Raw genomic sequence first — 22,263 nt, 5'->3', positions numbered from 1 at the left:
GCTACCCGAGCCGCGTGATGTCCACCGTCACCGCGAGCGTCGACGAGGCGGCGCCCGCGTAGACGCCCTTGAACGGCGGCACGTCGCCGTACTCCCGCCCGCGCCCGACCACGACGTGGTCGCCGCCGACGAAGATCCGGTTCGTGGGGTCGTAGCCCACCCACTCGCCCGTCCACCACTCGACCCAGGCGTGCGACTCGCCGCGCACCTGCTCGCCCATGCCGGCGTCGGGCTCGGGGTGCACGTATCCCGACACGTACCGCGCGGGGATGCCCACCGAGCGCAGGGCGCCGAGCGCCAGGTGCGCCATGTCCTGGCACACGCCCTTCCGCGCCTCCCACGCCTCGACCGCCGGCGTGTGCACGGTGGTCACACCCGGCACGTACTCGAGCCGGTCCCGCACGGCGAGGCAGATCGCCTCCGCCGCCCGGTCGGGGTCCAGCCCGCCCGCGGCCTCCAGGGCGACCGCCGCGAGGTCCGACGGCGGCGTCGTGACCGGCGACTCCGCGAGGAACGCCGACTGCGCGTCCAGCACCGCCTCGCTCGCCAGGTCCCCCCACCCGGGCACGTCGCCGGCGGGGCGACCGTCGGCCGAGTAGCCCGAGGCCTCGACCAGTGCCTCCGCGACGATCTTGAGCTGCGTGTGCGGCCGCAGGATCTCGAACGCGGTGACGCTCGTGCCCCAGTAGTCGGTGTGGTCGGAGGACCACGTGGTCGGCGACACCACCAGGGTGGCCGAGCGCACCGTCTGACGCCCGTCCTCGACGGGGCGCATGCGCGTCTGGTTGTACGAGTCGGTGACCGGCGACGCGTAGTCGAACAGGGTCGTGTGGACCACCTTCAGCAGCGTCACAGCGCCTCCTCCACCCAGGCCGTCGTGGCCACCGCCGGAAAGTACCGGTGCTTGATCGCGCTGCTCGCCCGGGTGCACGCCACCTGCACGCGCTCCATCGTGTCCGGTAGGTCGGCGAGGAGGTCGCCCAGGCGGGCGAACTCCAGCTCGGAACGCATGATGCCGAGCGCCCGGCGCGCGTCGTCGGACACCGCGTGCCTGCCCTCCACCGGTTCCAGCTCCCGCAGGGCACCCTCGGCGGCGTGCAGCGCGTAGACGATCGACCGCGGGAACAGCCGGTCGAGGATGAGGAAGCCCGCGGCGTCGGCGTCGGACGCCCGGCCACGGTAGGTCCGCAGGTACGCCTCGTAGGCCCCGCAGGAACGCAGCATGGCGTTCCAGCCGGGGCCGCCCGTCCCGAGCCGGGCCTGGGTGGTGATCAGGCGGGCCGTCATGTCGGCCCGCTCGATGGCCTGGCCCAGCACCATGAAGTGCCAGGTCGAGTCGCGCGGCGTCGCCGACTCCATGAGCCCCGCCACGACGGCGGCCCGCTCCCGCACCCAGGAGAAGAACTCGTGCGGCCCCCTCCCCGCGTGGGACGGCAGCGTGTTGCGCGTCGTGTTGAGGCACTCCCACAGGTCGGTCGAGACGATCTCGCGGGCACGGCGGGCGTTCTCCCGCGCGGCGAGCATCGACCCGGCGATCGACGACGGGTTCTCCCGGTCGTGCGCCAGCAGCCGGAGCACGGTGTCGCGGTTCACCTCGCCGTCGTCGGGCCGCGCCGGATGGTCCATGATCGCCAGCAGGGACCGGCAGGCGGTGGCCTCGTCGGCCCACGGGTCCTCCGACAGCATCTGGACGTGGACGTCGAGGATCCGGGCCGTGTCGTCGGCGCGCTCGACGTACCGGCCGATCCAGAACAGCGACTCCGCGATCCGGCTCAGCATGCGGTGCTCCCCTCGGCGCCCGTCGAGGACTGTTGCTGCTGTTGTTGTTGCTGCTGTTGTTGCTGCTGTTGTTGCTGCTGGTTCGCGGCCGCGTCGTCCGGGTTGGTCGCGCGGGGCACGCCCGCCGTCGGCTCAGAGACCCGGGCGCTCGCCCGCGGCTCCTCGACCGGCGTCGGCGCCGCCTGCCGGGGTCCCGTGCCGTCCTCCAGCACCCAGGTGTCCTTGGACCCGCCGCCCTGCGACGAGTTCACGACGAGCTGCCCCTCCGGGAGCGCGACCCGGGTGAGCCCGCCGGGCAGCACCCAGACGTCGGAACCGTCGTTCACGGCGAACGGCCGCAGGTCCAGGTGGCGGGGCCGGAAGGCGCCGTCGACGAACGTCGGGCCGGTCGAGAGCTGCACCACGGGCTGCGCGATCCAGCCGCGCGGGTCCTCGACGATCCGGGACCGCACGGCGGCGATCTCGGCGCGGGTGGCCTGCGGCCCCACCACGATGCCCTTGCCGCCCGAGCCGTCGACCGGCTTGACCACCAGCTCGTCGATGCGGTCGAGCACCTCGGCGCGGGCGTCGGGCTCCTCGAGCCGCCAGGTGTCGACGTTCGCCAGCACGGGCTCCTCCGCCAGGTAGTAGCGGATCAGGTCGGGCACGTAGGTGTAGACGAGCTTGTCGTCGGCCACCCCGTTGCCGAGCGCGTTCGCGAGCGTGACGTTGCCGAGCCGCGCGGCGTTCACCAGGCCGGGCACGCCGAGCATGGAGTCGCCGCGGAACTCGACGGGGTCGATCCACTCGTCGTCCACCCGGCGGTAGATGACGTCGACGCGGCGCGACCCCTCGGTGGTCCGCATGTAGACCCGGCCGCCCTTGGTGTACAGGTCGCGCCCCTCGACCAGCTCCACCCCGAGGAGCCGGGCCAGGAGGCTGTGCTCGAAGTACGCGGAGTTGTAGACGCCCGGGGTGAGCACCACGACGGTCGGGTCGGGGACACCGTCCGGGGCGCTCGCCACCAGGGCGGCGAGCAGCCGCTGCGGGTAGTCGACGACGGGCTGCACCCGCAGCCGGCTGAACAGCTCGGGGAACGTGCGGACCATGGCCCGGCGGTTGCTCACCACGTAGCTCACGCCGGACGGCACCCGGACGTTGTCCTCCAGGACGCGGTACCCGCCGTCCTCGTCACGGATCAGGTCGATGCCGCTCACGTGGCAGCGGACACCGCCCGCGGGGCGGATGCTCGCAGCGACCCGCAGGAAGTCCGAGCTGGACTGGATCAGGCGCTGCGGCACGACGCCGTCCTTGACGGCCCGCTGCGCGCCGTAGACGTCGTCGAGGAACGCCTCCAGGGCCCGGACCCGTTGCTGGACGCCGAGCGCGATCTCCGTCCAGTCGTCCTGCTCGATGACGCGCGGCACCACGTCCAGCGGGAAGGGCCGCTCCTCCCCCGCGAAGTCGAAGGTGACGCCCTGGGCCAGGTAGGACCGGGCGAGCGCGTCGGCACGCGACGCCACCTCGTCGGCGGTCAGGCGGGTGAGCCGGCCGTGCACCTGCTCGTAGCAGGACCGCAGCACGCCGTCGCGGTCCAGCATCTCGTCGAAGGCCTGCTGGAGGGGATATCCATCGAACAGGTCTGTCATGTCCGAACTGTAAGACGACGGGTAAGACGTACCGGTTCCGGGCGTGTTTCGGCTTGGTGTCGCCTTGCCGCCCGCCTTGCCGCCCGCCCTGCCGCCCGCCTTGGCGGTCCGCGAGGTCAGTCCGCGAGCACCGCGGCGATCCGCTCCTGGCTCCCGCGCGCGAAGGCGGGCCAGCGGTCCCAGTAGTACGGCAGCGCGATCACCGCCTGGACCAGGACCCAGCCCCGCCCGCGGTCCCAGGCGTCGTCCGGATCGGTCAGCCCGTCGGTGGCGGGCTCCCGGAACGCCACGCGCTCGGCGCCCGTGAACTGGGTCCAGGCGGGAATCAGGTCGGCGGCCGGATCGCCGACTCCTACCCCGCCCCAGTCGATGACGGCGGTCATCCGGCCGCCGTCGGCCAGGAGGTTGCCGGGCAGCAGGTCGCCATGGATCCAGGACCCCTCCGACGCCGGGCGCGCGGCCAGCGCCTGGTCCCAGGCCTTCGTCACGGCTCGGCCGTCGATGCGGGTGCCCGACTCGGTGATGGCGGCGCGCACGTCGTCGTCGAGCCGCGCGAGCGGGACGCCGCGCGAGGTGCCCTCCTTGACCGGAGCACCGTCGGTGCTCACCGTACGCAGGGCCGCGACGAACTCGCCGAGCTGCCGGGCGGCGGCGGTGCCGAGCTCGCCGACCGCGGGCGGTGCGCCGTCGAGCCAGGGCGTGACGGACCAGCGGAACGGGAAGCCCTCGCCCGGCTCGCCGACCACCTCGGGCACGGGGAGCCGGAGCGGCAGGTGCGGCGCCAGGTGCGGGAGCCAGCGGGCGTCGGAGACCGCCTGGTCCTGCGCCCAGCCGATCTTCGGCATCCGGACCAGCAGCTCGCCCCCGAGGCGGAACAGGTGGTGGTCCGTGCCGCCCGCGGGCCCCGGCGTCACGGGCAGGTGTGCCCACTGCGGGAACTGCTCCGCGACCAGGTGGTGGACCAGCTCGGGGGTGGAGGCGACCTCGTCGTCGTGCAGGCTCATGCCGCCACCCTGACACCGCCACGGAGGACCGGTCGACGTTTTTCGCCGCCACTGCCCGATGCCGCTTCGACCCCACCGATGAGTTACGGGCCGGCACGTCGTCGGACCAACCATGACTGAACTCGCGACCACCAGCCAGGGCGACCGCGTCGCCTACGACCTGCGCGGCGGCACCGGACCGGCCGTCGTCTTCGTGACGGGCGCCGGCCCGGACCGCGCCGACGACCCGATCACCGCCGAGACCGCCCAGCGCGTCGCCGACGCCGGGCTCACCGCCATCACGTTCGACCGGCTCGGCCGCGGCGAGAGCCCTGCCGTGGGCCGTCTGGACCTCGACCGCGAGCTGGCCGCCGTGGCCGCGATGATCGAGGTCGCGGGCGGTTCCGCGGTGCTGGTCGGGCACTCGTCGGGCTGCGCCCTCAGCCTCCGGGCCGCGGCGGCAGGGCTGCCGGTCACCGGCCTCGCCCTCTGGGAGGCACCCCTGGGCGACCCCGCGGAGACGACGCAGGTGTGGACCGACGAGATCGAGCGCCTGCTCGACGCCGGCGACCACGAGAACGCGATGCGGCACTACATGAAGGACATGCCGCCCGAGTGGCTCGCCGAGATGGAGGCCTCCCCGGCGTGGTCCGAGATGGCCCGCACCGTCGCCGCCTACCGCGCCGACGCGCAGTCGCTCGCCTGGGCGCAGCGGGCGCTGGAGCACGGCACGCTCGACGTCGCGGTTCCTGTGCTGGCCATGTACGGGGTCGAGACCTTCCCGGAGATGCCGGTCGCGGCCGCGAGCATCGTGGCGGCGGTGCCGAAGGGCACGGAGAAGGAGCTGCCGGGTGCGATGCACAGCTGGGAGCCGGAGCCGATGGCGGCGGAGCTGGCCGAGTTCGCCCGGGCGTGCGCCGGCTGATTCCTGCCGTTAGATCCCTGATGCGCGGTTAACCCGTTCCGGTACGGTTTCGGGCGTGACCTTCGCATCAGACAACAGCTATCCCGGCGACTTCGAGGGTGAGGTCCACCCGATCTACAACCCCGAGCTGGACGGTGACCCGGACCCCGGCGAGGTCGTCTGGACCTGGGTGCCGTACGAGGAGGACCACAGCAAGGGCAAGGACCGTCCGGTGCTGCTCGTGGGCAAGGACGGTCCCTGGCTGCTCGGGCTGCAGCTCACCAGCCAGGACCACGACCGCGACATGCTCCAGGAGGTGCGCGCCGGCCGGATCTGGATGGACGTCGGCACGGGCGCCTGGGACGGCACGGGCCGCGACTCGGAGGTCCGGATCAACCGCGTCATCCGCGTGGACCCGGACGACGTGCGCCGCGAGGGCGACATCCTCGCGGAGGTCGTCTTCAACGACGTCGTGAAGTACATGGACCGGGCGCTCGACCTCACCTGATCCCGATTCTCGGCCGCCGGGCTACCCTGCCCTGCGTGAACCAGAACCCGTGGATCAAGCTGCTCGGTGACGTCGTCGAGGCCGTGGCGAGCGCCTTCTTCGACCAGAGCGACCGCCGCACCGACAGCGACCGGCCGGCGTCGGGGCCGACGCCCCGGGACCGCCGTCCGGCATCCGGCCGGAACCTGCCCGAGACCGATGGTTACCCCGGCGACTACGTGGGCACGGTCAAGCCCGTCTACCGGCCCGAGCTCGACGGCGAGCCCGACCCGGGCGAGGTCGTCTGGTCGTGGGTGCCTTATGAAGAAGATCACAGCCAGGGCAAGGACCGCCCGGTGCTGATCGTGGGCAACGACGGCCCCTGGCTCCTCGCGCTGCAGCTCACCAGCCAGGACCACGACCGCGACGCCGCGCAGGAGGCCCGCGCCGGCCGCCAGTGGATGGATATCGGCACCGGCGCCTGGGACAGCACCGGCCGCGCCTCCGAGGTGCGCCTCAACCGCGTGATCCGCATCCACCCGGACGCCGTCCGCCGGGAGGGCGCGATCCTGGACCGGGCCGTCTTCGACCAGGTGGCGGCGGCACTCTGAAGCTCCCCCGACGTGTCAGACCGTCAGGTCACCCGGGTGACCTGACGGTCTGACACGTCGGATCGACGCGCTACGGCTGGATCGACACCACGAGGAAAGCCGCCAGGAGCACGAGGTGCACCACGCCCTGCAGCGTCTTGGCCCGGCCCGGCGCGATGCTCAGCATCGCCACGACCACCGAGACCGCGAGCAGCACCATCTGGACGGGCTCGAGGCCGAGGGTGAGCGGCCCGTCCATCCAGATCATCGCGACGGCGATGGTCGGGATGGTCAGGCCGATCGACGCCATGGCCGAGCCGTAGGCGAGGTTGAGGCTGGTCTGGACGCGGTTGCGCAGCGCGTTGCGGACCGCGGCTATCGACTCGGGTGCGAGGACGAGGAGCGCGATCACCACACCGACCACCCCGTACGGCAGGCCCGCCGCGGCCACCCCGTACTCGATGGTGGGCGAGAGCATCTTGGCCAGGAACACCACCGAGACGAGCGCGAGGACCAGCAGCGCGACGCTGATCCACGCCTCCTTCGCGGCCGGCGGGTCGGCGTGGTCGTCGCCGTCCTCGTCCCGGATGACGCCCGTGACGCGGCCGTACTTGTCGCTCGTGACGGGCAGGAAGAAGTCGCGGTGCCGCACGGTCTGCGTGAAGACGAACGCCCCGTAGAGCATCAGCGACGCCACGGCCGCGAAGGCGAGCTGGAAGGGCGTGTATGCGCCGCCGTCCGCCGACGTCGTGAAGCGGGGCAGGACCAGCGTGACCCCGGCCAGCGCGATCACCGTGGCGAGCGCCGACCCGGTACCCGACGCGTTGAAGCTGACCAGGTGATGCTTGCTCGCACCGACGAGCAGCGACAGCCCGACGATCCCGTTGAAGGTGATCATGACGGCGGCGAACACGGTGTCCCGGGCGTAGGTGCTGGCCGCGTCGCCGCCGCTGCTCATCAGCATGATGATCAGGCCGACCTCGATCACGGTCACCGCCACCGCGAGGATGAGGGAGCCGAACGGCTCGCCGACCTTGTGCGCCACCACCTCGGCGTGGTGCACCGCCGCGAGCACCGAACCGACCAGAGCGGCGCCGATCGCGGCCAGGATCACCGGGTGTTCATGACTGCTCCACGTCACCACGAGGAGCACCGCGGCAAGGACTGGAACCACCACGGTCCACTGGAAACGGCCTCTCAGAGTCGCGGTAGTCATGGTTCGGATTCTAAGGTGGCTCGTCAGGGCCCTTCTGGGCCGACGGCGGCCGTAGCCGGTGTCACACCGGGCTGCTCGCCCGGGACGCCCGAGCCTCTGGTAAACTTGGAGGTCGCGTGTCCGCCCAGGTCGGCGGGCACAGTCCCAGCTCCTCTCCACGGGTCCCCACCCCAGTCCCGGAGCTGCGACCGCCCTCTACGACCTATCCGCTCGCCGTCAGGCGAACACACCAGGAAGTCCCATCGTGGCAAACATCAAGTCCCAGATAAAGCGCATCAAGACGAACGAGAAGGCTCGTCTGCGCAACAAGTCCGTCAAGTCAGAGCTGAAGACCCACGTGCGCAAGGTGCGCGAGGCCGTCGCAGCCGGCGACAAGGAGACCGCGACGGTCACCCTTGCCACCGCGTCGCGCAAGCTCGACAAGGCAGCTGCCAAGGGCGTCATCCACGCGAACCAGGCCGCGAACCGCAAGTCGGCCCTCGCGAAGTCGGTCGCCGCTCTCTGAGCAAGCTTCGAAAGACGCCGTCCACCCCCTGGGGAGGACGGCGTCTTTCGCATGCCCGCCCGGATCGTTGAGTGCGTGATTTTCGCCCTTGAAACGACTCCAGCAGGGCGAATGTCACGCACTCAACGAGTCGGGCGGGTCAGGAGCGGCGGGAGCGGGCGATAGTCAGGACCGCACGTTCCACGGCGAACACCGGGTCCCTGGACTCGCCCTTGACGTCCGCGTCTGCCTGCGCGACGGCGGAGATCGCCGCCGCCAGGCCCTCCGGCGTCCAGCTCCGCAGGTCCTTGCGGGCACGGTCCACCTGCCAGGGCGCCATGCCGATGTCGCGGCTGGAGAACCCGCCGCCGCCGCGCATCGACGCGACCTTCGCGAGGTTGCGCAGCCGCAGCGCAAGGGCGGCGACGATGGGCACCGGGTCCAGCCCCGTGTCGAGTGCGTGCCGCAGGAGCGCGACGGCGCCCCCGGCATCACCGGCCACCGCGGCATCGGCGACGCGGAAGCCGGTCGCCTCGACGCGCCCGCCGTAGTACTTGTCCACGGTGGCGGCCGTGATGGTGCCGGTCGTGTCGGCGATGAGCTGCGAGCAGGCCGCCGCGAGCTCGCGCAGGTCGCTCCCGAGGGCGTCCACCAGGGCACGCACCGCCTCGGCGTCGGCCCGGCGGCGAGCCGCCTTGAACTCCCCTGCCACGAACGACGCCTTCTCGCCGTCCTTGGTCACCGGCTCGCACACCATGACCGGCGCACCCGACTTGGTGATGGTGTCGAGCATCTTCTTGCCGCGCTGCCCTCCACCGTGCACGACCACGAGGACGGTCTCCTCGTCCGGCGACCCGACGTACGAGATGAGGTCGGCCATCAGGTCCTCGGTGCCGGACTCCGCCGACCGGACCACGACGATCTTCGCCTCGCCGAACAGCGAGGGGCTCGCGGCGACCACCAGCTGGCCCGGACCGTACGTGGTGCCCTCCAGCTCGACCTTCTCGATCTCGGGGTCGCGCGCACGTGCCAGCCCGACGACGCCGTCCACCGCACGTTCGGCCAGGAGCGGCTCGGCCCCGCGCACGAGCACTACCGGGGCGAGCGTCGGCTCGTCCCAGCTACGGCCGGTGGCAGGTGTGGCGGTACGGCGCTTGGTCGCTGGAGGCACTGACACAGCCTGCCACGCACCACCGACAATCACTCCCAGAGGAGGTCGGCCACCGCCATGCGTCCGCCGTCGGTCCAGGCGTTGGCGACCACGCACGCACCCGCCACCGCACAGTCGGCGACGCCGCCGCCCACCAGCTCGATCTCACGCTGGACGGCCAGCCGGGCGAGCACGGAGCCCGTGCGGTCGGCGACCACCCGCTTGCCGTCGTCGTACAGGCAGTTGTCACCGTCGACGCCGCCGTCCGGCGTGGTGGCACACTGCACCAGCCGGACCGTGGCGCCCTGCGCGTAGCCCTCGCCCGTCACCGTGACGCTGCCCTTGTCGGTGCCGAGCTCCTGCTCCGAGAGGACGAGCGTCGGCGCGTCGGGTGTCTCCGAGCCGTCGGGCAGCGGGGCGGCGGCCGCCGCGAGCACCACGTCGGACAGGTCGGCGACGGCCAGGGCGCACGGGTCTCCCGTGCAGTCCACCTCGGACACCGACCCGACGTTGACGAAGGCCCGAGCGGGCCGCGTCGCCGAGATCCGGCCCTCGGCGTCCGCCACCACCTGCGCGCTGGTCGACATGTCGCACTCGTCGAGCGCCTTCGTACCCGCCGTCGTGCCGCCGGTGCACTGGACCAGGTACTGGTTGCCGCCCATGAAACCCGTGCCGCGCACCACCCAGGCGCCGCCGGCGGAGCGGACGGTGATGGCCGGTTCGTCGCCGGAGCCCTCCGGGTCGCCCGACGCCGACGGGTCGGGGCTGCTCGTGGCGCCGGGCTCCTGCGCCGGGCCGGGGTTCGGCGGAGCTGCCGTGCAGGCCGCCAGCGCGAGCACGACGGCGGTGACCGGGGCCAGCAGACGCGCGCGCCTCACGGGTAACCCAGGAAGACGTCGATGCTGCCGGCGATCCGCCAGCTCCAGGTGTTCCGGTCCCGCATCCAGCTCACTCCCTCGTCCCACACGTGGTACTCCTGCTCGAGGTAGCAGGCGACGGCATTGGTCTGGTTGAGCTCGCCCAGGTCGGTGCGGTACTGGCGGGCGTCGTTCGTCCCGGGGCTGGCCGAACCCACTATCGACGTCATGATCCGCGCGCACTTGCGGCCGGCCGCCGACACGTACATCACGTGGGTGCCGAACCGGTCGGCCGAGAGCTTGGTCTCGCACGACCGGTTGATCGCGTTGGAGTGGATCGGCACGTGCACGTCCGCTCCCACCCGGTTCGAGTTCGCGATGTTCTCCGTGGTCAGGCCGGTGCCGCGCACGACCTTGTAACCACGCTCCAGGAAGTTCAGCTGCTTGGCGCCCGTGTGGGTCGTGGCGGTCATCGCGACCAGCCGGGCGTTCGCGTTCTCGCTGAACCCGTCGCAGCCCGTGTTCGTGTGGCACACGGTGTCGCCCCGGTCGTGGCACGCCTGGGAGAGGTAGACGACCTTGCCGTTCCAGCTCTCCGGGACGTAGGTGACGTCGGCCGACGCCGCCGGGGCCACCGCGAGCAGCCCGGTGAGGACGAGCGCCAGGGCCGTGAGGGCCGTCAGGAGCCGACGGGGTGTCGCGCGCATCGTGGCCTCCTCAGCCCAGGTCGATCGGCAGGTCGGTCGAGGCGCACATGTCGCCGCCTGTCGCGTAGGCGAAGGCGAGGCAGTCCCCGGCGAGCGTGAACTTCACCGAGTCGATGTTGCCGTTGCTGTGCGCGGTGAACAGGAGCGCCTGCCAGACGTCGCCCGGGTACACCCCGGCGTCGGACAGCGCCTGCTCGAACCCGGCCGCCACGTCGACCGTCGCCTCGCCCTTGTGGATCCGGACCTTGGTGGGCGCCAGGCCTGCGTCCGGCAGGTAGGTCGCGAGGACCTCGTCGACAGCCTTGGCAAGAGTGTCCTTTGCTGGGCCCTTCCCGACCGACCGGGCGGTGGCCTGGACGTCGCCGTCCGGCTCGCAGCCCAGGTAGGGGGTGGTGGCGCCGTCGGCGGAGCGTGGGCCTTCGGGAGTCTCCGGGCACGGCTCGTCCGTCGACGGCGGGTCGCCCGCGAACGCCTCGGCGTCGAGCTTCGCACGGTCCTCGCCGGACTTGCTGTCCATCCCGGCCACGACGACGGTCCAGCCGTCGAGCACCTCCGCCGACTCCTCGAGCCAGGCGTCCGCGGCCGCGGGATCCTCGGCGACGTCCACCCGGACCGTCTGGTCGGCCTCCGAGACGTCGGTGACCACGGACTCCGCCAGGAGCTCTTGCCGGAGCTCGAGCTGGGCGGCGGCCTGGTCCCGCCCAGCGGCGCTGAACGCCATCGCCGGTACGAACAGAGCCGCCGTCACGGTTACCGCGATGGTCCGGCGATACCGCCGGACGGTCAGCTTGAGATCAGCCACGAAGCCCCCCTTCGTAGGTGCTGACGAACTCTCCGTCCTCACCCACGTTAGAGCGGCCCACGGGATCCGCAACGTTTCGCGAAGTGTGGCGAGCCTGCCGCAATACCTCGGCGTGACCTGGTACAAGAGGTGTGGGTGTGCCGGACGGCGACCACCCGGGAGAACGTGGTCAGCAGCCCGCCAGCGACACCTCCTGCCCGCGCACCACGAGTGCCACGGTGCCGCACTCGTCGGTCCGGACGACGGCGGCGCCGACGCCCGCGTACAGGTCGAGCGCCTCGTCGGTCGGATGGCCGTAGTCGTTGTCCCGACCGGACGAGACCAGCGCCACCGCCGGGCGCAGGCGTTCCGCCAGGGCGCGGGACTGCACCGCCGAGCCGTGGTGGGCCACCTTGACGACGTCGGTCCGCCCGGCCAGCGGCACCAGCTCCGCCTGACCCGCATCCTCCAGGTCGCCGAGCGCGAGCACGTCGAGCCCGCCGGTCCGGGCCGCGAGCACGATGCTCGAGTCGTTCGCGCCCTCGCCCGCACCCGCCTGCAGCACCTGCCAGGTCAGGTACCCCGCCGTTCCTTGGTGCCCCGTCCGTGCGACGCCGACCGGCACACCCGCGGCCGCCAGCGCCGCCCCGGTCGCCGCTGCGTTCGCGGCGGGCTCCGGCATCGGGGACACGAGCGCTGCCGCCACCTCCCGGCCCGCCAGCACCGGCCCGAGGCCGCCGACGTGGTCCGCGTGGAAGTGGCTCAGCACGAGCAGGTCCACCCTGGCCACACCGAGTTCGTCGAGGCAGCGGCCCGCCGCGGGCCCGTCGGGTCCCACGTCGACCATCACCGCCGACGTCGGCCCGGTGCGCAGCGCCAGCGAGTCCCCCTGCCCGACGTCGCACGCCACCACGAGCCAGTCCCGCGGTATGCCCGAGCGGACGGCGAGGCGGGGCACCGCCAGCGCGACCACGAGCGCCGCCACCGAGCCGGCCGCCAGGAGCGCCACGACGCGCGCCCGTGTGAGCCGCCGGCGCCGCGTTCTGAGCGCCTCGCGCAGGCTCGACCGGGCCGCCGTGCGCCAGGACTCGGGCCAGCCCGGGTGCGGGGCGCGCCGCAGCACCGCCCACAGCACGACGCCGGTGAGCACCGCCAGCAGGAGGGCTCCCGGAGGCCCGCCCAACCACGGGACGACGGCGCCGGGAAGCGCGGCGCACCAGTGCGCGACGGCCGCGATCCACCACGTGGCGCCGCTCGCGGCCCAGGCCACGAGGCTGGCGAGCGTCGGCAGCCCCGGCGCGAGGACCGTCGCGACGAGCCCCAGCACCGTCGCGGGCACCAGGGCCGGGGCGGCCAGCAGGTTCGCGAGGACCGACACGGTGGACACGGACGGATCGAGCAGCACCAGCACCGGGCCGCACGCCGCCTGCGCGGCGAGCGGGACCGCCAGGGCGAAGGCGGCCGCGTCGCCCGTCCAGGGCGCGAGCCGGGCAGCCAGCGGCGCCGCGAGCAGCACCAGACCGCCGGTCGCCGCCGCGGACAGCGCGAACCCGAACGAGCGGGCCAGCCACGGGTCCACCACCAACAGCCCCACCACCGACGCCGCGAGCGCCGGTACCGACTGCGACGGCCGGCCGAGGGCGACTCCGGTCAGGGCGAAGGCCGCCATGACCGCGGCGCGGAGCACTGCGGGCTCCGGACGGACGAGCGCCACAAAGGCGAGGGAAGCGAGTGCGACGAGGGCCACCCTGACCGGCCTCGGCAGCCGGGCCAGCGAGCAGAGCAGGGTCAGGACGGCGACGACCACCGCGAAGTGGCCGCCCGATACGGCGGTGATGTGCGCCAGGCCAGTACTGCGCATCTCCTCGGCGAGGTCGTCCGGAAGGCGGGTGGTGTCGCCGATGGCGGCGCCCGGGACCAGCCCGCGGCCCTGGGCGGACAGCGGGTCCGTCACGTCGAGGAGCGCCGTGCGGTGGGTGTCGAGCACGCGCAGGCCCGCGGGTGGGGCACGGATCTCGCTCGCGCTGCCGGCGGTCAGGCGGGCGGCCTGCGCCGCACCGGGCTCGGCGGGCCGCAGCGCGCCCGAGACGGTCACGGTCGCCCCGTACCGGGGCGCCGTGCTCGAAAGGACCTGGACGTGCGCCCCTGCCGCCGAGCCGACGCCGCGCGCTTCCACTCCGCGGGCCGCGAGGACCCAGCGGTGCTGCCCTGCGCCGGGCGCGAACGACCCCGGGGCGAACGAGAACGGCTCCGGCTGGGAGACGACGAGGCCGATGAGGGTCGCGGTCACCCGCCGTTCCGCGAGGTCGCCGAGCGGAGCGCGACCCGCGAGCTGGACGTGCGCGGAGACCGTGACCGCCAGGGCGCAGGCGGCGGCGAGGGCCGCGTGCGCGACCGCAGGCCGGCCCGCCCCTCGCGTCAGGGTCGCCGTGAGCAGCAGGTGGAGGCAGGTGCCCGCGACGAGCGCCGCGGCCACCCACGTCGCCGGGCCGGTCCAGCCGGCTCCTGGCCCGGTCAGCAGCCACGCCACGGCCCAGACCGCGAGGGCCGCCGGCGCCATCCGTAGGTCGGTCATGGCCCTACCCGTGCGCTGTCGCGGATCTCGGCCAGCGTCGCCGGGCCGATGCCCGGTACGTCCTCCAGCTCGTCCACGCTCGCGAACGGTCCGTTGGCGTCACGCCACTCGACTATCGCTCGGGCGATCGAGGGACCGATACCGGGGAGCGCCTCCAGAGCCGCCGCGTCCGCGGTGTTGATGTCGACGGTGGCAGCCGTGGATCCGCCGCTTGCGCCCGGTCCGCCCGTGCCCGATGCCGGCCCGCCGGCTCCGGGTGCCGGGGCTCCGGGCGCCGGGGCTCCGGGCACCGGCTCCCCCGGCCTGGGCACGTACAGCTGCTCGCCGTCGACGACCGCGCGCGCCAGGTTCACGGCGGTCAGGTCGGCCTTGCGGGTGGTGCCGCCGGCCGCTTCGAGGGCATCGGCCACGCGGGCGCCGTCGGGCACCGTGACGAGGCCCGGCTCGGACACCTCGCCGACGACATGCACGAGCAGGCCGCCGTCCGCTGCGCCGGAGGAGCCGGGTGCCGGGTTTTCGGGCAACGGGCTGCTCGGTACGGGCTGCGCGGACTGCCCGGACGCGCCCGCTGGTCCGTCGGCCGGACCGCCCACCGGCTCCCCGCCGTCCGCCAGCTCTGTCAGCGGCTCGACGCCGTCGCCGCGGAGGGACAGCACCGCAACAGCCACGCCGAGCAGGAGCACCGCCACCAGCGCGACCACCGCGGTCGTCCCCTTCAGTGCCCACCTGCGGGCGCCCTGCTCGGGCCGCGGGTCGGTCGGGTGGCCGTGCGCGGCCGCGTAGGCCGCGGCCACCCCGGAGGCTGACCGCCTGGAACGCAGCCGGGCCACCAGCTCGTCGGCGTCGGTCCGGGCCTCGTCCAGACGGGCCTCGTCCGGACTACCTTGCCCTGGGACCGGCTGGGCGCCGGGCACGTCGCCGCCGGGCCCGCGCACCGGGCTGAACGGCCACGGGTCGGGAAGTCGCTGTTGCGCGGTCTCTGGCTGCATGGATCAAGACGCTAGGCGGGCGTCGCCGTCCTCCGGTGAGCTCCGTGGCCCGTCTGTGCACAGACACGGAAAAGCGCTGGCTGTGGTCGGCCTCGCACCCGCATCCGGCCGTCGCGAGGGTCTGCGTGCTCGACCGACGTAAATCCATCGGCGCCGCACAGATGAGTCCTGTGCGGCGCCGTCGTCGAACCTGGCAGAGAGCGCGAGAGCCCGTACGGCACCCCAGCAGACCGGACCACGCGCCACGGATCCAGGAGCGAACACCATGACCGACAAGAAGACCTTCACCCTCGACGTGCCGGGCGCCGTCCTCACCTACGACGTGCGCGAGCCCGCGACACCGACCGACGAGCCGCCCCTGCTGCTGATCGGCCTGCCGATGGGCGCAGAGGGCTTCGCCACGCTCTCAAGCCACTTCACCGACCGGACCGTGGTGACCTACGACCCGCGCGGCATCGAGCGCAGCACCCGGGAGACGAGCGCGGACCTGCCCGGCGTCCCGGACTTCGCCGACGACGTGCACCGGATCATCGAGACCGTCGGCGGCGGCCCCGTCGACCTGTTCGGCTCCAGCGGCGGCGGCGTGGTGTCGCTCGACCTCGCGGCGCGGTACCCGGAGGACGTGCGGACGGTCGTCGCGCACGAGCCGCCGCTGCCGACGGTGCTGCCGGACCGTGACGCCATGGTCGCCGCGATGCGGGACATCTACGACACCTACCAGGCCAAGGGCTCCGGACCCGCCATGGCGAAGTTCATCGCCCTGGTCATGGCCGAGGGCGAGCTCACCGCCGACTACGCCGAACGGCCCGCCCCGGACCCGGCGATGTTCGGCCTGCCCACCGAGGACGACGGCTCCCGCGACGACCTGCTGCTCGGCGCCACCATCCAGACGATCCCGCTGTTCGAGGCAGCCTACGAGACCCTCCGGACCGGCGCGCCGCGCGTCGTGATCGGCGTCAGCACGGACTCGGACCAGGGGATGGCTGGTCGGTCGGCCACCGCGGCCGCCGCTCTGCTCGGCACCGAGCCCGTGGTCTTCCCGGGCGGACACGGCGGGTTCAGCGGCGGCGAGTACGGCCAGCCCGCCGACAAGCCCGTGGAGTTCGCGGCGAAGCTGCGCGAGGTCCTGACCAGCTGAGCACCGGCCGGGCCGCGCTCTCGAGCTCAGTGCGCGTGGTCGCCCAGGTCGGCGACGACGACCGCGAGCGTGCCCGGGCCGACGTGGACTCCTAGCACCGCGCTCAGCGGTGTGACCTCGACGTCGACCCGGGTACGCGTGTGCAGGCGGCCCGCGAGGGCGAGCGCCCGGTCGTGCGCGCCGAAGTGGTGCACGGCGACGACCGGCCGTGTCGCCTCGGCGACGAAGCCCGCGGCCTGCTCCAGGAGGCGCTCGGCACCGACCGCTCGGGTCCGCACCCGCTGGGAGAGCTCCACGGCGCCGTCCGAGAGCTTGAGGATCGGCTTGACCCCGAGGACCGTGCCGAGCGCCGCCGCCGGGCCGGACAGCCGGCCGCCGCGCCGCATGTGCTCCAAGGTGTCGACGACGAACAGGGCGTGCGCGGTCCCGGCGACCTCGATGGCCCGGGCCGCCACGTGGGCGGCGTCGGCCCCGGCGGCGGCGCACTCGGCGGCGGCGCGGGCGGCGAAGCCGAGGCCTGCCGCGCTGGTCCGCGAGTCGACGGCACGCACCTGCAGGGGTGACCGCGCCGCGGCCGTACCGGCAGAGCCGACCGTGCCGGACAGCGCCCCGGACAGGTGCACCGACACGATGGACCGGGCGCCCTCGTCGCCGAGGCTGCGGTAGACGGCCGCGAAGGCCTCCGGCGGCGGCTGGGACGTGGTCATCTGAGCGCCCCCGGCGACCAGCTCCGCGAGCCGCTCCGGCGTGACGTCCTCGCCCTCCGCGTAGACCTCGTCACCCACGAGGACACGCAAGGGCACCACGACCGGGCCGCCCGACAGACCGGCGGGCAGGCTGGCGGTGGAGTCGGTGACGACCCGCACCTCCTGAGGTGCCGGGCGGGATGTACGACGTCGGGTGCGCATGACCGCGCCACTCTATCCGCGCGAGGATCCGGACGACGAAACCGCGCGTTCTCCCCGCGCGCGGCGCGCCGGCCCGACCTAGCATCCGAGACATGCCCGATGCATCGAAGCCCGACCTCGCCGCACTGCGGGAAGCTGCCGCGGCAGCCCAGAAGGCCCTCGAAGATGCGGAGCGCGCCGCCGAGCCGGCCCCGGCGGCCGGTGCGGATCCGGCCGTCGCTGAGCCGGCTGTCACCGTCGCTGAGCCGGCTGTCACCGGACCGGCCGACGCCGAACCGGCCGCCGCCGGTCCCGCCGTCGCTCAGCCCAGCGCGGCCGCCGTCCAGGGCTACGCGGCCGAGGTGGCCGCGGGCTACGCGGCGGAGGCGACGCTGCCTCTGGGTGCCCTGCTCGAAGGTGAGCCGGGCGGGGTCGCCGTCCCGAACCCGCAGGTCCAGGTCGGTTTCGCGCTCTCGATGTTGAACCGGCACGGCCTCGTCGCGGGCGCGACGGGCACCGGCAAGACCAAGACCCTGCAGGGCATGGCCGAGGGACTCTCCCTGGCCGGCGTGCCCGTCTTCCTCGCGGACGTCAAGGGCGACCTGTCCGGGCTGGCGCTCCCTGGTCCGGACAACCCGAAGGTCGCGGAGCGGGCCGCGAGCATCGGGCAGGACTGGACGCCCACCCAGTACCCCGTCGAGTTCTACTCGCTGGGCGGGATCGGCAAGGGCGTCCCGATCCGCACGACGGTCACGGACTTCGGGCCGCTGCTGATGTCGAAGGTGCTCGGCCTCAACGAGACGCAGGAGTCGAGCCTCACGCTGATCTTCCACTGGGCCGACAAGAAGGGCCTCGCGCTGCTGGACCTCAAGGACCTGCAGTCGGTGATCGCCCACCTGACCTCGGACGAGGGCAAGGGCGAGCTCAAGGGCATCGGCGGCGTCTCGGCGGCCACGGCGGGCGTGATCCTGCGCGAGATCGTGGGCCTGGAGGGCCAGGGCGCCGACGTCTTCTTCGGGGAGCCCGCCTTCTCGACGTCGGACCTGATCGCCACCAAGGGCGACCTCGGGGTGCTGAGCGTGCTGGAGCTGCCCGCCGTGCAGGACCGGCCGCAGCTCTTCTCGACGTTCCTGATGTGGCTGCTCGCGGACCTCTTCCAGGAGCTGCCCGAGGTCGGCGACGTCGACAAGCCGAAGCTCGTGTTCTTCTTCGACGAGGCGCACCTGCTGTTCGCGGACGCCTCGAAGGATTTCCTGCAGCAGGTCGTCCAGACGGTCCGGCTGATCCGGTCCAAGGGCGTCGGCGTCTTCTTCGTGACGCAGTCGCCGAAGGACGTGCCGTCCGACGTCCTGGCCCAGCTCGGCAACCGGGTGCAGCACGCGCTGCGTGCCTTCACACCCGACGACGCGACCGCGCTCCGGGCCGCCGCCCGCACGTTCCCGACGTCGCCGTACGACCTGGAGCGTCTGCTGCAGGAGCTGGGCACCGGCGAGGCGGTGGTCACCGTGCTGACCGAGAAGGGTGCGCCCTCGCCGGTCGCGTGGACCCGGGTGCGTGCCCCGCAGGCCTCGATGGATCCCGCGGGGGACGCGGAGATCGACCGGGTGGTGGCCGCGTCCGCCGGCCAGGCGAAGTACGGGACGGCGGTCGACGCCGAGTCGGCGTTCGAGCTGCTCCAGGCCAAGGCCCAGGAACAGGCTGCCGGGCGCGCCGCCGCCGACGGCGAGGCCTCGGCCGCCGAGGACGAGCGCGAGATCGCCAAGGAGCGCGTCAAGCTCGAGCGGGAGGCCGCTACGCGCGAAAGGGCGGAGGCACGACACAAGGAGCAGACCGCCCGGGAGCGCAACCGCGTGGTGGGCTCGCTGGCAAGAACGGCGGGCACGGTCATCGTCCGAGAGCTGACCCGCTCCCTCTTCGGCACCCGCCGCCGGTGAACCCTAGACGCACGACAGCCCCCGACGGTGCGGGGGCTGAAGGCAGGGCGCTCAGGATCTCTCCCTCTTGCGCTCTTCTACTTTAGGCCGGGCGCCGGGCACGGTCCACAAGGGACGGCGCCCGGCGCTTGCCTGAACTGATCCGTGGGTCAGGCTGGGACTATGTTGACCAGGTTGGGGGCCCGGACGATCACCTTGCGGACGCCGCGGCCGTCCAGGAACTTGACCACGTTCGGCTCGGCCAGGGCCGTCGCCTCCAGGTCCTCCGCGGAGATGTCCGGGGCGACCTCGAACCGCGCGCGCACCTTGCCCTGGACCTGGACCACGCAGGTCACGGTGTCCTGGACCAGGTACTGTGCCTCGGCCGTCGGGAACGGCGCGTGCGCCAGCGACTCCTCGTGCCCGAGCCGCGACCACAGCTCCTCCGCGATGTGCGGCGCGATGGGCGCCGTCATCAGGACGAGCGGCTCCACGGCGGAGCGCGGCACGGCCGGGAGCCCCGTCAGGTGGTTGTTCAGCGTGATGAGCTTGGCGATCGCCGTGTTGGGCCGCATGTGCTCCATCTCGGCGCGGACGTCGGCGATGGCGCGGTGCACGGCACGCAGGGTCGCGGTGTCGGGCTCGTCGTCGGTCACCGTGAGCTCGCCGGTCTCCTCGGAGACGACGTTGCGCCAGAGCCGCTGCAGGAACCGCTGCGAGCCGACGACGGCGCGGGTGTCCCACGGGCGCGACAGGTCCAGCGGGCCCATCGACATCTCGTAGACACGGAACGTGTCGGCGCCGTACTGCTCGTACATGTCGTCCGGCGTCACGACGTTCTTGAGCGACTTGCCCATCTTGCCGTACTCGCGGTTGACGGGCTGGCCCTGCCACGTGAAGCCGGACTGCTCGTCGCCCTCGACCTCCTCGGCGGGCACGTACTGGCCGCGCGAGTCAGTGTAGGCGTACGCCTGGATGTAGCCCTGGTTGAACAGCTTGCCGAACGGCTCGATGCTCGTCACGTGGCCCAGGTCGAACAGGACCTTGTGCCAGAACCGCGCGTACAGCAGGTGCAGCACCGCGTGCTCGACGCCGCCCACGTACAGGTCGACGCCGCCCGCGGGGCCGGACGTCGGGTTGTGCTGCGGCCCGAGCCAGTACTGCTCGAGCTCGGGAAGCGCGGCGGCAGTGGTCTCGGTGGGGTCGAGGTAGCGCAGGTAGTACCAGCACGACCCGGCCCAGTTGGGCATGGTGTTGGTGTCGCGGCGGTACTTCTTGGGCCCGTCGCCCAGGTCGAGCGTGACGTACACCCAGTCGTCGTTGCGGCCCAGCGGCGCCTCCGGCTCGGAGTTGGCGTCCTCCGGGTCGAAGGTGCGCGGCGCGTAGTCCGGCACGTCGGGCAGGTTCACCGGGAGCAGCTCGTCGGGGATCGCCACCGGACGGTCGTTCTCGTCCCAGACCACGGGGAACGGCTCGCCCCAGTAGCGCTGGCGGCTGAACAGCCAGTCGTTGAGACGGTAGGTAGTGGTGCCCTCGCCGATGTTCTTGCTCTCCAGCCAGGCGATGATCTTCGCCTTCGCCTCGACGACACCGAGCCCGTCCAGCGAGATCTCGTCGTTCGAGGAGCGGACGGCGACGCCGTCACCCGCGTACGCGCCGACGTGGTCCGCGGGCAGGCCGCCCTCGGGCTCGACCGTGTGGATGACCGGCAGGTCGTAGGCCTCGGCGAACGCGAAGTCGCGCTCGTCGCCACCCGGCACGGCCATGATGGCGCCGGTGCCGTAACCCATGAGCACGTAGTCCGCGGTGAACACCGGGACCTGCAGGCCGCTGGTCGGGTTCACGGCCAGGTGCCCGGTGAACACGCCGGTCTTCTTGCCCGCGTCGGCCTGCCGCTCGACGGCGGTCTTCGCGGACGCCTCGCGGCGGTAGGCGGCGACGGCCGCGACCGGCGTGTCGTACCCGCCGGTCCAGCTGCTGCGCGTCCCGTCGGGCCAGGCGGAGGGCACCTCGTCGAGCAGCGGGTGCTCCGGGGCGACCACCATGAAGGTGGCGCCGAACAGCGTGTCGGGGCGGGTGGTGAAGACCTCGAGCGTCCCGGCCGCGCCGGCCGGGTCGCCCTCGGCGGTGCCGACGACGTCGAACCGCACGTTGGCGCCGATGGACCGGCCGATCCAGTTGCGCTGCATCGACTTGACCTTGTCCGGCCAGTCGATGAGCTCCAGGTCGTCGGCCAGGCGGTCCGCGTAGGCGGTGATGCGCATCTTCCACTGGCGCAGGTTGCGCTGGAACACCGGGAAGTTGCCGCGCTCGGACCTGCCCTCGGAGGTGACCTCCTCGTTCGCGAGCACCGTGCCCAGGCCGGGGCACCAGTTCACCGGGGAGGAGTCGACGTAGGCGAGGCGCTGCGCGTCGATGACGTCACGCTGCTCCTCCGCGCTGAGCGCCGACCAGACGGCCCCGCCGGCGTTGTCGCCGTCGTGCCCGGGGACGGGACGCGTGCCGGCGGCCAGCTCGTCGCGCAGCTCGGAGATGCGGCGGGCCCGCCCGCGGCCCGTGCCAGAACCCGTCGAGGGGCCCGGACGCTCGGCCTCGGCGTCGTACCAGGAGTCGAAGATCTGCAGGAAGATCCACTGCGTCCAGCGGATGTACTCGGGGTCGATCGTCGCGAAGGTGCGGCGCGAGTCGTGGCCCAGGCCGAGGCGGCGCAGCTGGCGCCGCATGTTGATGATGTTGGCCTCGGTGGTGGTGCGCGGGTGCTGGCCCGTCTGGACGGCGTACTGCTCGGCGGGCAGGCCGAACGCGTCGTAGCCCAGCGCGTGCAGCACGTTGTCGCCGCACATGCGGCGGAAGCGCCCGGTCACGTCCGTAGCGATGTAGCCCAGCGGGTGGCCGACGTGCAGCCCCGCACCCGAGGGGTACGGGAACATGTCCATGATGAAGTACGGGTCGCCCTCGGCCGGGCTCCCGCCCGGCCCCGTAAGTCGCCCCTGCGGGTTCGCCGCGTGGAAGGTTCCGCGCTCCTCCCAGACGTCCTGCCAGCGCAGCTCGATCTGCTGCGCGAGGGTCGGGGTGTAGCGGAAACGGGGCTCGTCCGAAGACGTGGTGCGCTCGGGTGCGTCGGGCATGGTCACCCGCCCGAGTCTACCGACCGACGGGGTCCCTGCCCTTCGCTCGTCCACAGGGTGAAGGTTC

19 protein-coding genes are annotated in these 22,263 nt (G+C 72.9%); 6 read left to right on the top strand and 13 right to left on the bottom strand.

Annotation, left to right across the window (positions count from 1 at the left end; genetic code table 11):
• Nucleotide 1: 1 nt before the first annotated feature.
• The 4 genes from ACNYC2_RS05410 to ACNYC2_RS05395 form a co-directional block, all read right to left on the bottom strand.
• Nucleotides 2-853 (bottom strand): transglutaminase family protein, encoded by an 852-nt coding sequence (locus ACNYC2_RS05410; protein WP_419706038.1) that lies wholly within the window; start codon nucleotides 851-853, stop codon nucleotides 2-4.
• Nucleotides 850-1,779 carry an alpha-E domain-containing protein gene (locus tag ACNYC2_RS05405; RefSeq protein ID WP_419706037.1) on the bottom strand — a complete coding sequence of 310 codons (930 nt, stop codon included), beginning with the start codon at nucleotides 1,777-1,779 and terminating at the stop codon, nucleotides 850-852. Before ACNYC2_RS05405 ends, ACNYC2_RS05410 begins: the two co-directional genes overlap by 4 nt.
• Nucleotides 1,773-3,407: a circularly permuted type 2 ATP-grasp protein gene (locus tag ACNYC2_RS05400; protein ID WP_419706036.1), complete on the bottom strand. Its 1,635-nt coding sequence runs from the start codon at nucleotides 3,405-3,407 to the stop codon at nucleotides 1,773-1,775. Before ACNYC2_RS05400 ends, ACNYC2_RS05405 begins: the two co-directional genes overlap by 7 nt.
• Before the next feature lie 116 nt (nucleotides 3,408-3,523).
• Nucleotides 3,524-4,411 (bottom strand): aminoglycoside phosphotransferase family protein, encoded by an 888-nt coding sequence (locus tag ACNYC2_RS05395; protein ID WP_419706035.1) that lies wholly within the window; start codon nucleotides 4,409-4,411, stop codon nucleotides 3,524-3,526.
• Nucleotides 4,412-4,523: 112 nt separating this feature from the next.
• Between ACNYC2_RS05395 and ACNYC2_RS05390 the strand changes: the two genes are divergently transcribed.
• The 3 genes from ACNYC2_RS05390 to ACNYC2_RS05380 are packed head-to-tail and all read left to right on the top strand — an operon-like array spanning nucleotide 4,524 to nucleotide 6,392.
• On the top strand, nucleotides 4,524-5,315 hold the full coding sequence (locus tag ACNYC2_RS05390; RefSeq protein ID WP_419706034.1) for an alpha/beta fold hydrolase: 792 nt from the start codon (nucleotides 4,524-4,526) through the stop codon (nucleotides 5,313-5,315).
• 55 nt (nucleotides 5,316-5,370) lie between these two features.
• Nucleotides 5,371-5,802 carry a type II toxin-antitoxin system PemK/MazF family toxin gene (locus tag ACNYC2_RS05385; RefSeq protein ID WP_419706033.1) on the top strand — a complete coding sequence of 144 codons (432 nt, stop codon included), beginning with the start codon at nucleotides 5,371-5,373 and terminating at the stop codon, nucleotides 5,800-5,802.
• Between the two features lie 35 nt (nucleotides 5,803-5,837).
• Nucleotides 5,838-6,392: a type II toxin-antitoxin system PemK/MazF family toxin gene (locus ACNYC2_RS05380; protein ID WP_419706032.1), complete on the top strand. Its 555-nt coding sequence runs from the start codon at nucleotides 5,838-5,840 to the stop codon at nucleotides 6,390-6,392.
• A 70-nt stretch (nucleotides 6,393-6,462) separates the two neighbouring features.
• On the opposite strand, the gene ACNYC2_RS05375 is transcribed toward ACNYC2_RS05380, so the two are convergent.
• Nucleotides 6,463-7,587: a calcium:proton antiporter gene (locus ACNYC2_RS05375; RefSeq protein WP_419706031.1), complete on the bottom strand. Its 1,125-nt coding sequence runs from the start codon at nucleotides 7,585-7,587 to the stop codon at nucleotides 6,463-6,465.
• 244 nt (nucleotides 7,588-7,831) lie between these two features.
• On the opposite strand from ACNYC2_RS05375, the gene rpsT reads away from it, so the two are divergent.
• Nucleotides 7,832-8,092 carry a 30S ribosomal protein S20 gene (rpsT, locus tag ACNYC2_RS05370; RefSeq protein ID WP_116676346.1) on the top strand — a complete coding sequence of 87 codons (261 nt, stop codon included), beginning with the start codon at nucleotides 7,832-7,834 and terminating at the stop codon, nucleotides 8,090-8,092.
• Between the two features lie 139 nt (nucleotides 8,093-8,231).
• On the opposite strand, the gene holA is transcribed toward rpsT, so the two are convergent.
• The 6 genes from holA to ACNYC2_RS05340 form a co-directional block, all read right to left on the bottom strand.
• Entirely contained in the window at nucleotides 8,232-9,242 is a 1,011-nt protein-coding gene (gene holA, locus ACNYC2_RS05365) for a DNA polymerase III subunit delta (protein WP_419706030.1), read from the bottom strand.
• A gap of 29 nt (nucleotides 9,243-9,271) precedes the next feature.
• Nucleotides 9,272-10,099, bottom strand: coding sequence for a neocarzinostatin apoprotein domain-containing protein (locus ACNYC2_RS05360; protein ID WP_419706029.1), 828 nt, complete (start codon nucleotides 10,097-10,099; stop codon nucleotides 9,272-9,274).
• Nucleotides 10,096-10,785 (bottom strand): hypothetical protein, encoded by a 690-nt coding sequence (locus ACNYC2_RS05355; protein ID WP_419706028.1) that lies wholly within the window; start codon nucleotides 10,783-10,785, stop codon nucleotides 10,096-10,098. Before ACNYC2_RS05355 ends, ACNYC2_RS05360 begins: the two co-directional genes overlap by 4 nt.
• Before the next feature lie 10 nt (nucleotides 10,786-10,795).
• Complete coding sequence (locus ACNYC2_RS05350; RefSeq protein ID WP_419706027.1) at nucleotides 10,796-11,587, bottom strand: hypothetical protein; 792 nt, start codon at nucleotides 11,585-11,587, stop codon at nucleotides 10,796-10,798.
• Nucleotides 11,588-11,756: 169 nt separating this feature from the next.
• The gene (locus ACNYC2_RS05345; protein WP_419706026.1) at nucleotides 11,757-14,141 is read right to left on the bottom strand and encodes a ComEC/Rec2 family competence protein; all 2,385 of its coding nucleotides are present in this window, start codon (nucleotides 14,139-14,141) and stop codon (nucleotides 11,757-11,759) included.
• On the bottom strand, nucleotides 14,138-15,130 hold the full coding sequence (locus ACNYC2_RS05340; protein ID WP_419706025.1) for a helix-hairpin-helix domain-containing protein: 993 nt from the start codon (nucleotides 15,128-15,130) through the stop codon (nucleotides 14,138-14,140). The genes ACNYC2_RS05345 and ACNYC2_RS05340 overlap by 4 nt, the downstream gene beginning before the upstream one ends.
• Nucleotides 15,131-15,395: 265 nt before the next feature.
• Here ACNYC2_RS05340 and ACNYC2_RS05335 point away from each other — a divergent pair, with 265 nt between their 5' ends.
• Nucleotides 15,396-16,268, top strand: coding sequence for an alpha/beta fold hydrolase (locus ACNYC2_RS05335; protein WP_419706024.1), 873 nt, complete (start codon nucleotides 15,396-15,398; stop codon nucleotides 16,266-16,268).
• 26 nt (nucleotides 16,269-16,294) lie between these two features.
• On the opposite strand, the gene ACNYC2_RS05330 is transcribed toward ACNYC2_RS05335, so the two are convergent.
• Complete coding sequence (locus ACNYC2_RS05330) at nucleotides 16,295-17,176, bottom strand: DegV family protein (RefSeq protein ID WP_419706023.1); 882 nt, start codon at nucleotides 17,174-17,176, stop codon at nucleotides 16,295-16,297.
• A gap of 92 nt (nucleotides 17,177-17,268) precedes the next feature.
• Between ACNYC2_RS05330 and ACNYC2_RS05325 the strand changes: the two genes are divergently transcribed.
• Nucleotides 17,269-19,089: a helicase HerA-like domain-containing protein gene (locus ACNYC2_RS05325; RefSeq protein WP_419706022.1), complete on the top strand. Its 1,821-nt coding sequence runs from the start codon at nucleotides 17,269-17,271 to the stop codon at nucleotides 19,087-19,089.
• A gap of 149 nt (nucleotides 19,090-19,238) precedes the next feature.
• Here ACNYC2_RS05325 and leuS read toward each other — a convergent pair whose 3' ends face one another.
• Nucleotides 19,239-22,196 carry a leucine--tRNA ligase gene (leuS, locus tag ACNYC2_RS05320; protein ID WP_419707780.1) on the bottom strand — a complete coding sequence of 986 codons (2,958 nt, stop codon included), beginning with the start codon at nucleotides 22,194-22,196 and terminating at the stop codon, nucleotides 19,239-19,241.
• Nucleotides 22,197-22,263: the final 67 nt, after the last annotated feature.

This window comes from Promicromonospora sp. NFX87, assembly GCF_048564965.1.
GTDB lineage: Bacteria > Actinomycetota > Actinomycetes > Actinomycetales > Cellulomonadaceae > Promicromonospora.
This window is presented reverse-complemented; position numbering and strand designations above follow the sequence as displayed.

Excerpts from the sequence above, each read along its gene's own strand:
- ACNYC2_RS05395 (WP_419706035.1), bottom strand. The coding sequence starts at position 4,411 with ATGAGCCTGCACGACGACGAGGTCGCCTCCACCCCCGAGCTGGTCCAC.
- ACNYC2_RS05405 (WP_419706037.1), bottom strand. The coding sequence starts at position 1,779 with ATGCTGAGCCGGATCGCGGAGTCGCTGTTCTGGATCGGCCGGTACGTC.
- ACNYC2_RS05325 (WP_419706022.1), top strand. The coding sequence starts at position 17,269 with ATGCCCGATGCATCGAAGCCCGACCTCGCCGCACTGCGGGAAGCTGCC.
- ACNYC2_RS05375 (WP_419706031.1), bottom strand. The coding sequence starts at position 7,587 with ATGACTACCGCGACTCTGAGAGGCCGTTTCCAGTGGACCGTGGTGGTT.
- ACNYC2_RS05400 (WP_419706036.1), bottom strand. The coding sequence starts at position 3,407 with ATGACAGACCTGTTCGATGGATATCCCCTCCAGCAGGCCTTCGACGAG.
- ACNYC2_RS05390 (WP_419706034.1), top strand. The coding sequence starts at position 4,524 with ATGACTGAACTCGCGACCACCAGCCAGGGCGACCGCGTCGCCTACGAC.
- ACNYC2_RS05330 (WP_419706023.1), bottom strand. The coding sequence starts at position 17,176 with ATGCGCACCCGACGTCGTACATCCCGCCCGGCACCTCAGGAGGTGCGG.
- leuS (WP_419707780.1), bottom strand. The coding sequence starts at position 22,196 with ATGCCCGACGCACCCGAGCGCACCACGTCTTCGGACGAGCCCCGTTTC.
- ACNYC2_RS05340 (WP_419706025.1), bottom strand. The coding sequence starts at position 15,130 with ATGCAGCCAGAGACCGCGCAACAGCGACTTCCCGACCCGTGGCCGTTC.
- ACNYC2_RS05345 (WP_419706026.1), bottom strand. The coding sequence starts at position 14,141 with ATGACCGACCTACGGATGGCGCCGGCGGCCCTCGCGGTCTGGGCCGTG.
- ACNYC2_RS05355 (WP_419706028.1), bottom strand. The coding sequence starts at position 10,785 with ATGCGCGCGACACCCCGTCGGCTCCTGACGGCCCTCACGGCCCTGGCG.
- ACNYC2_RS05335 (WP_419706024.1), top strand. The coding sequence starts at position 15,396 with ATGACCGACAAGAAGACCTTCACCCTCGACGTGCCGGGCGCCGTCCTC.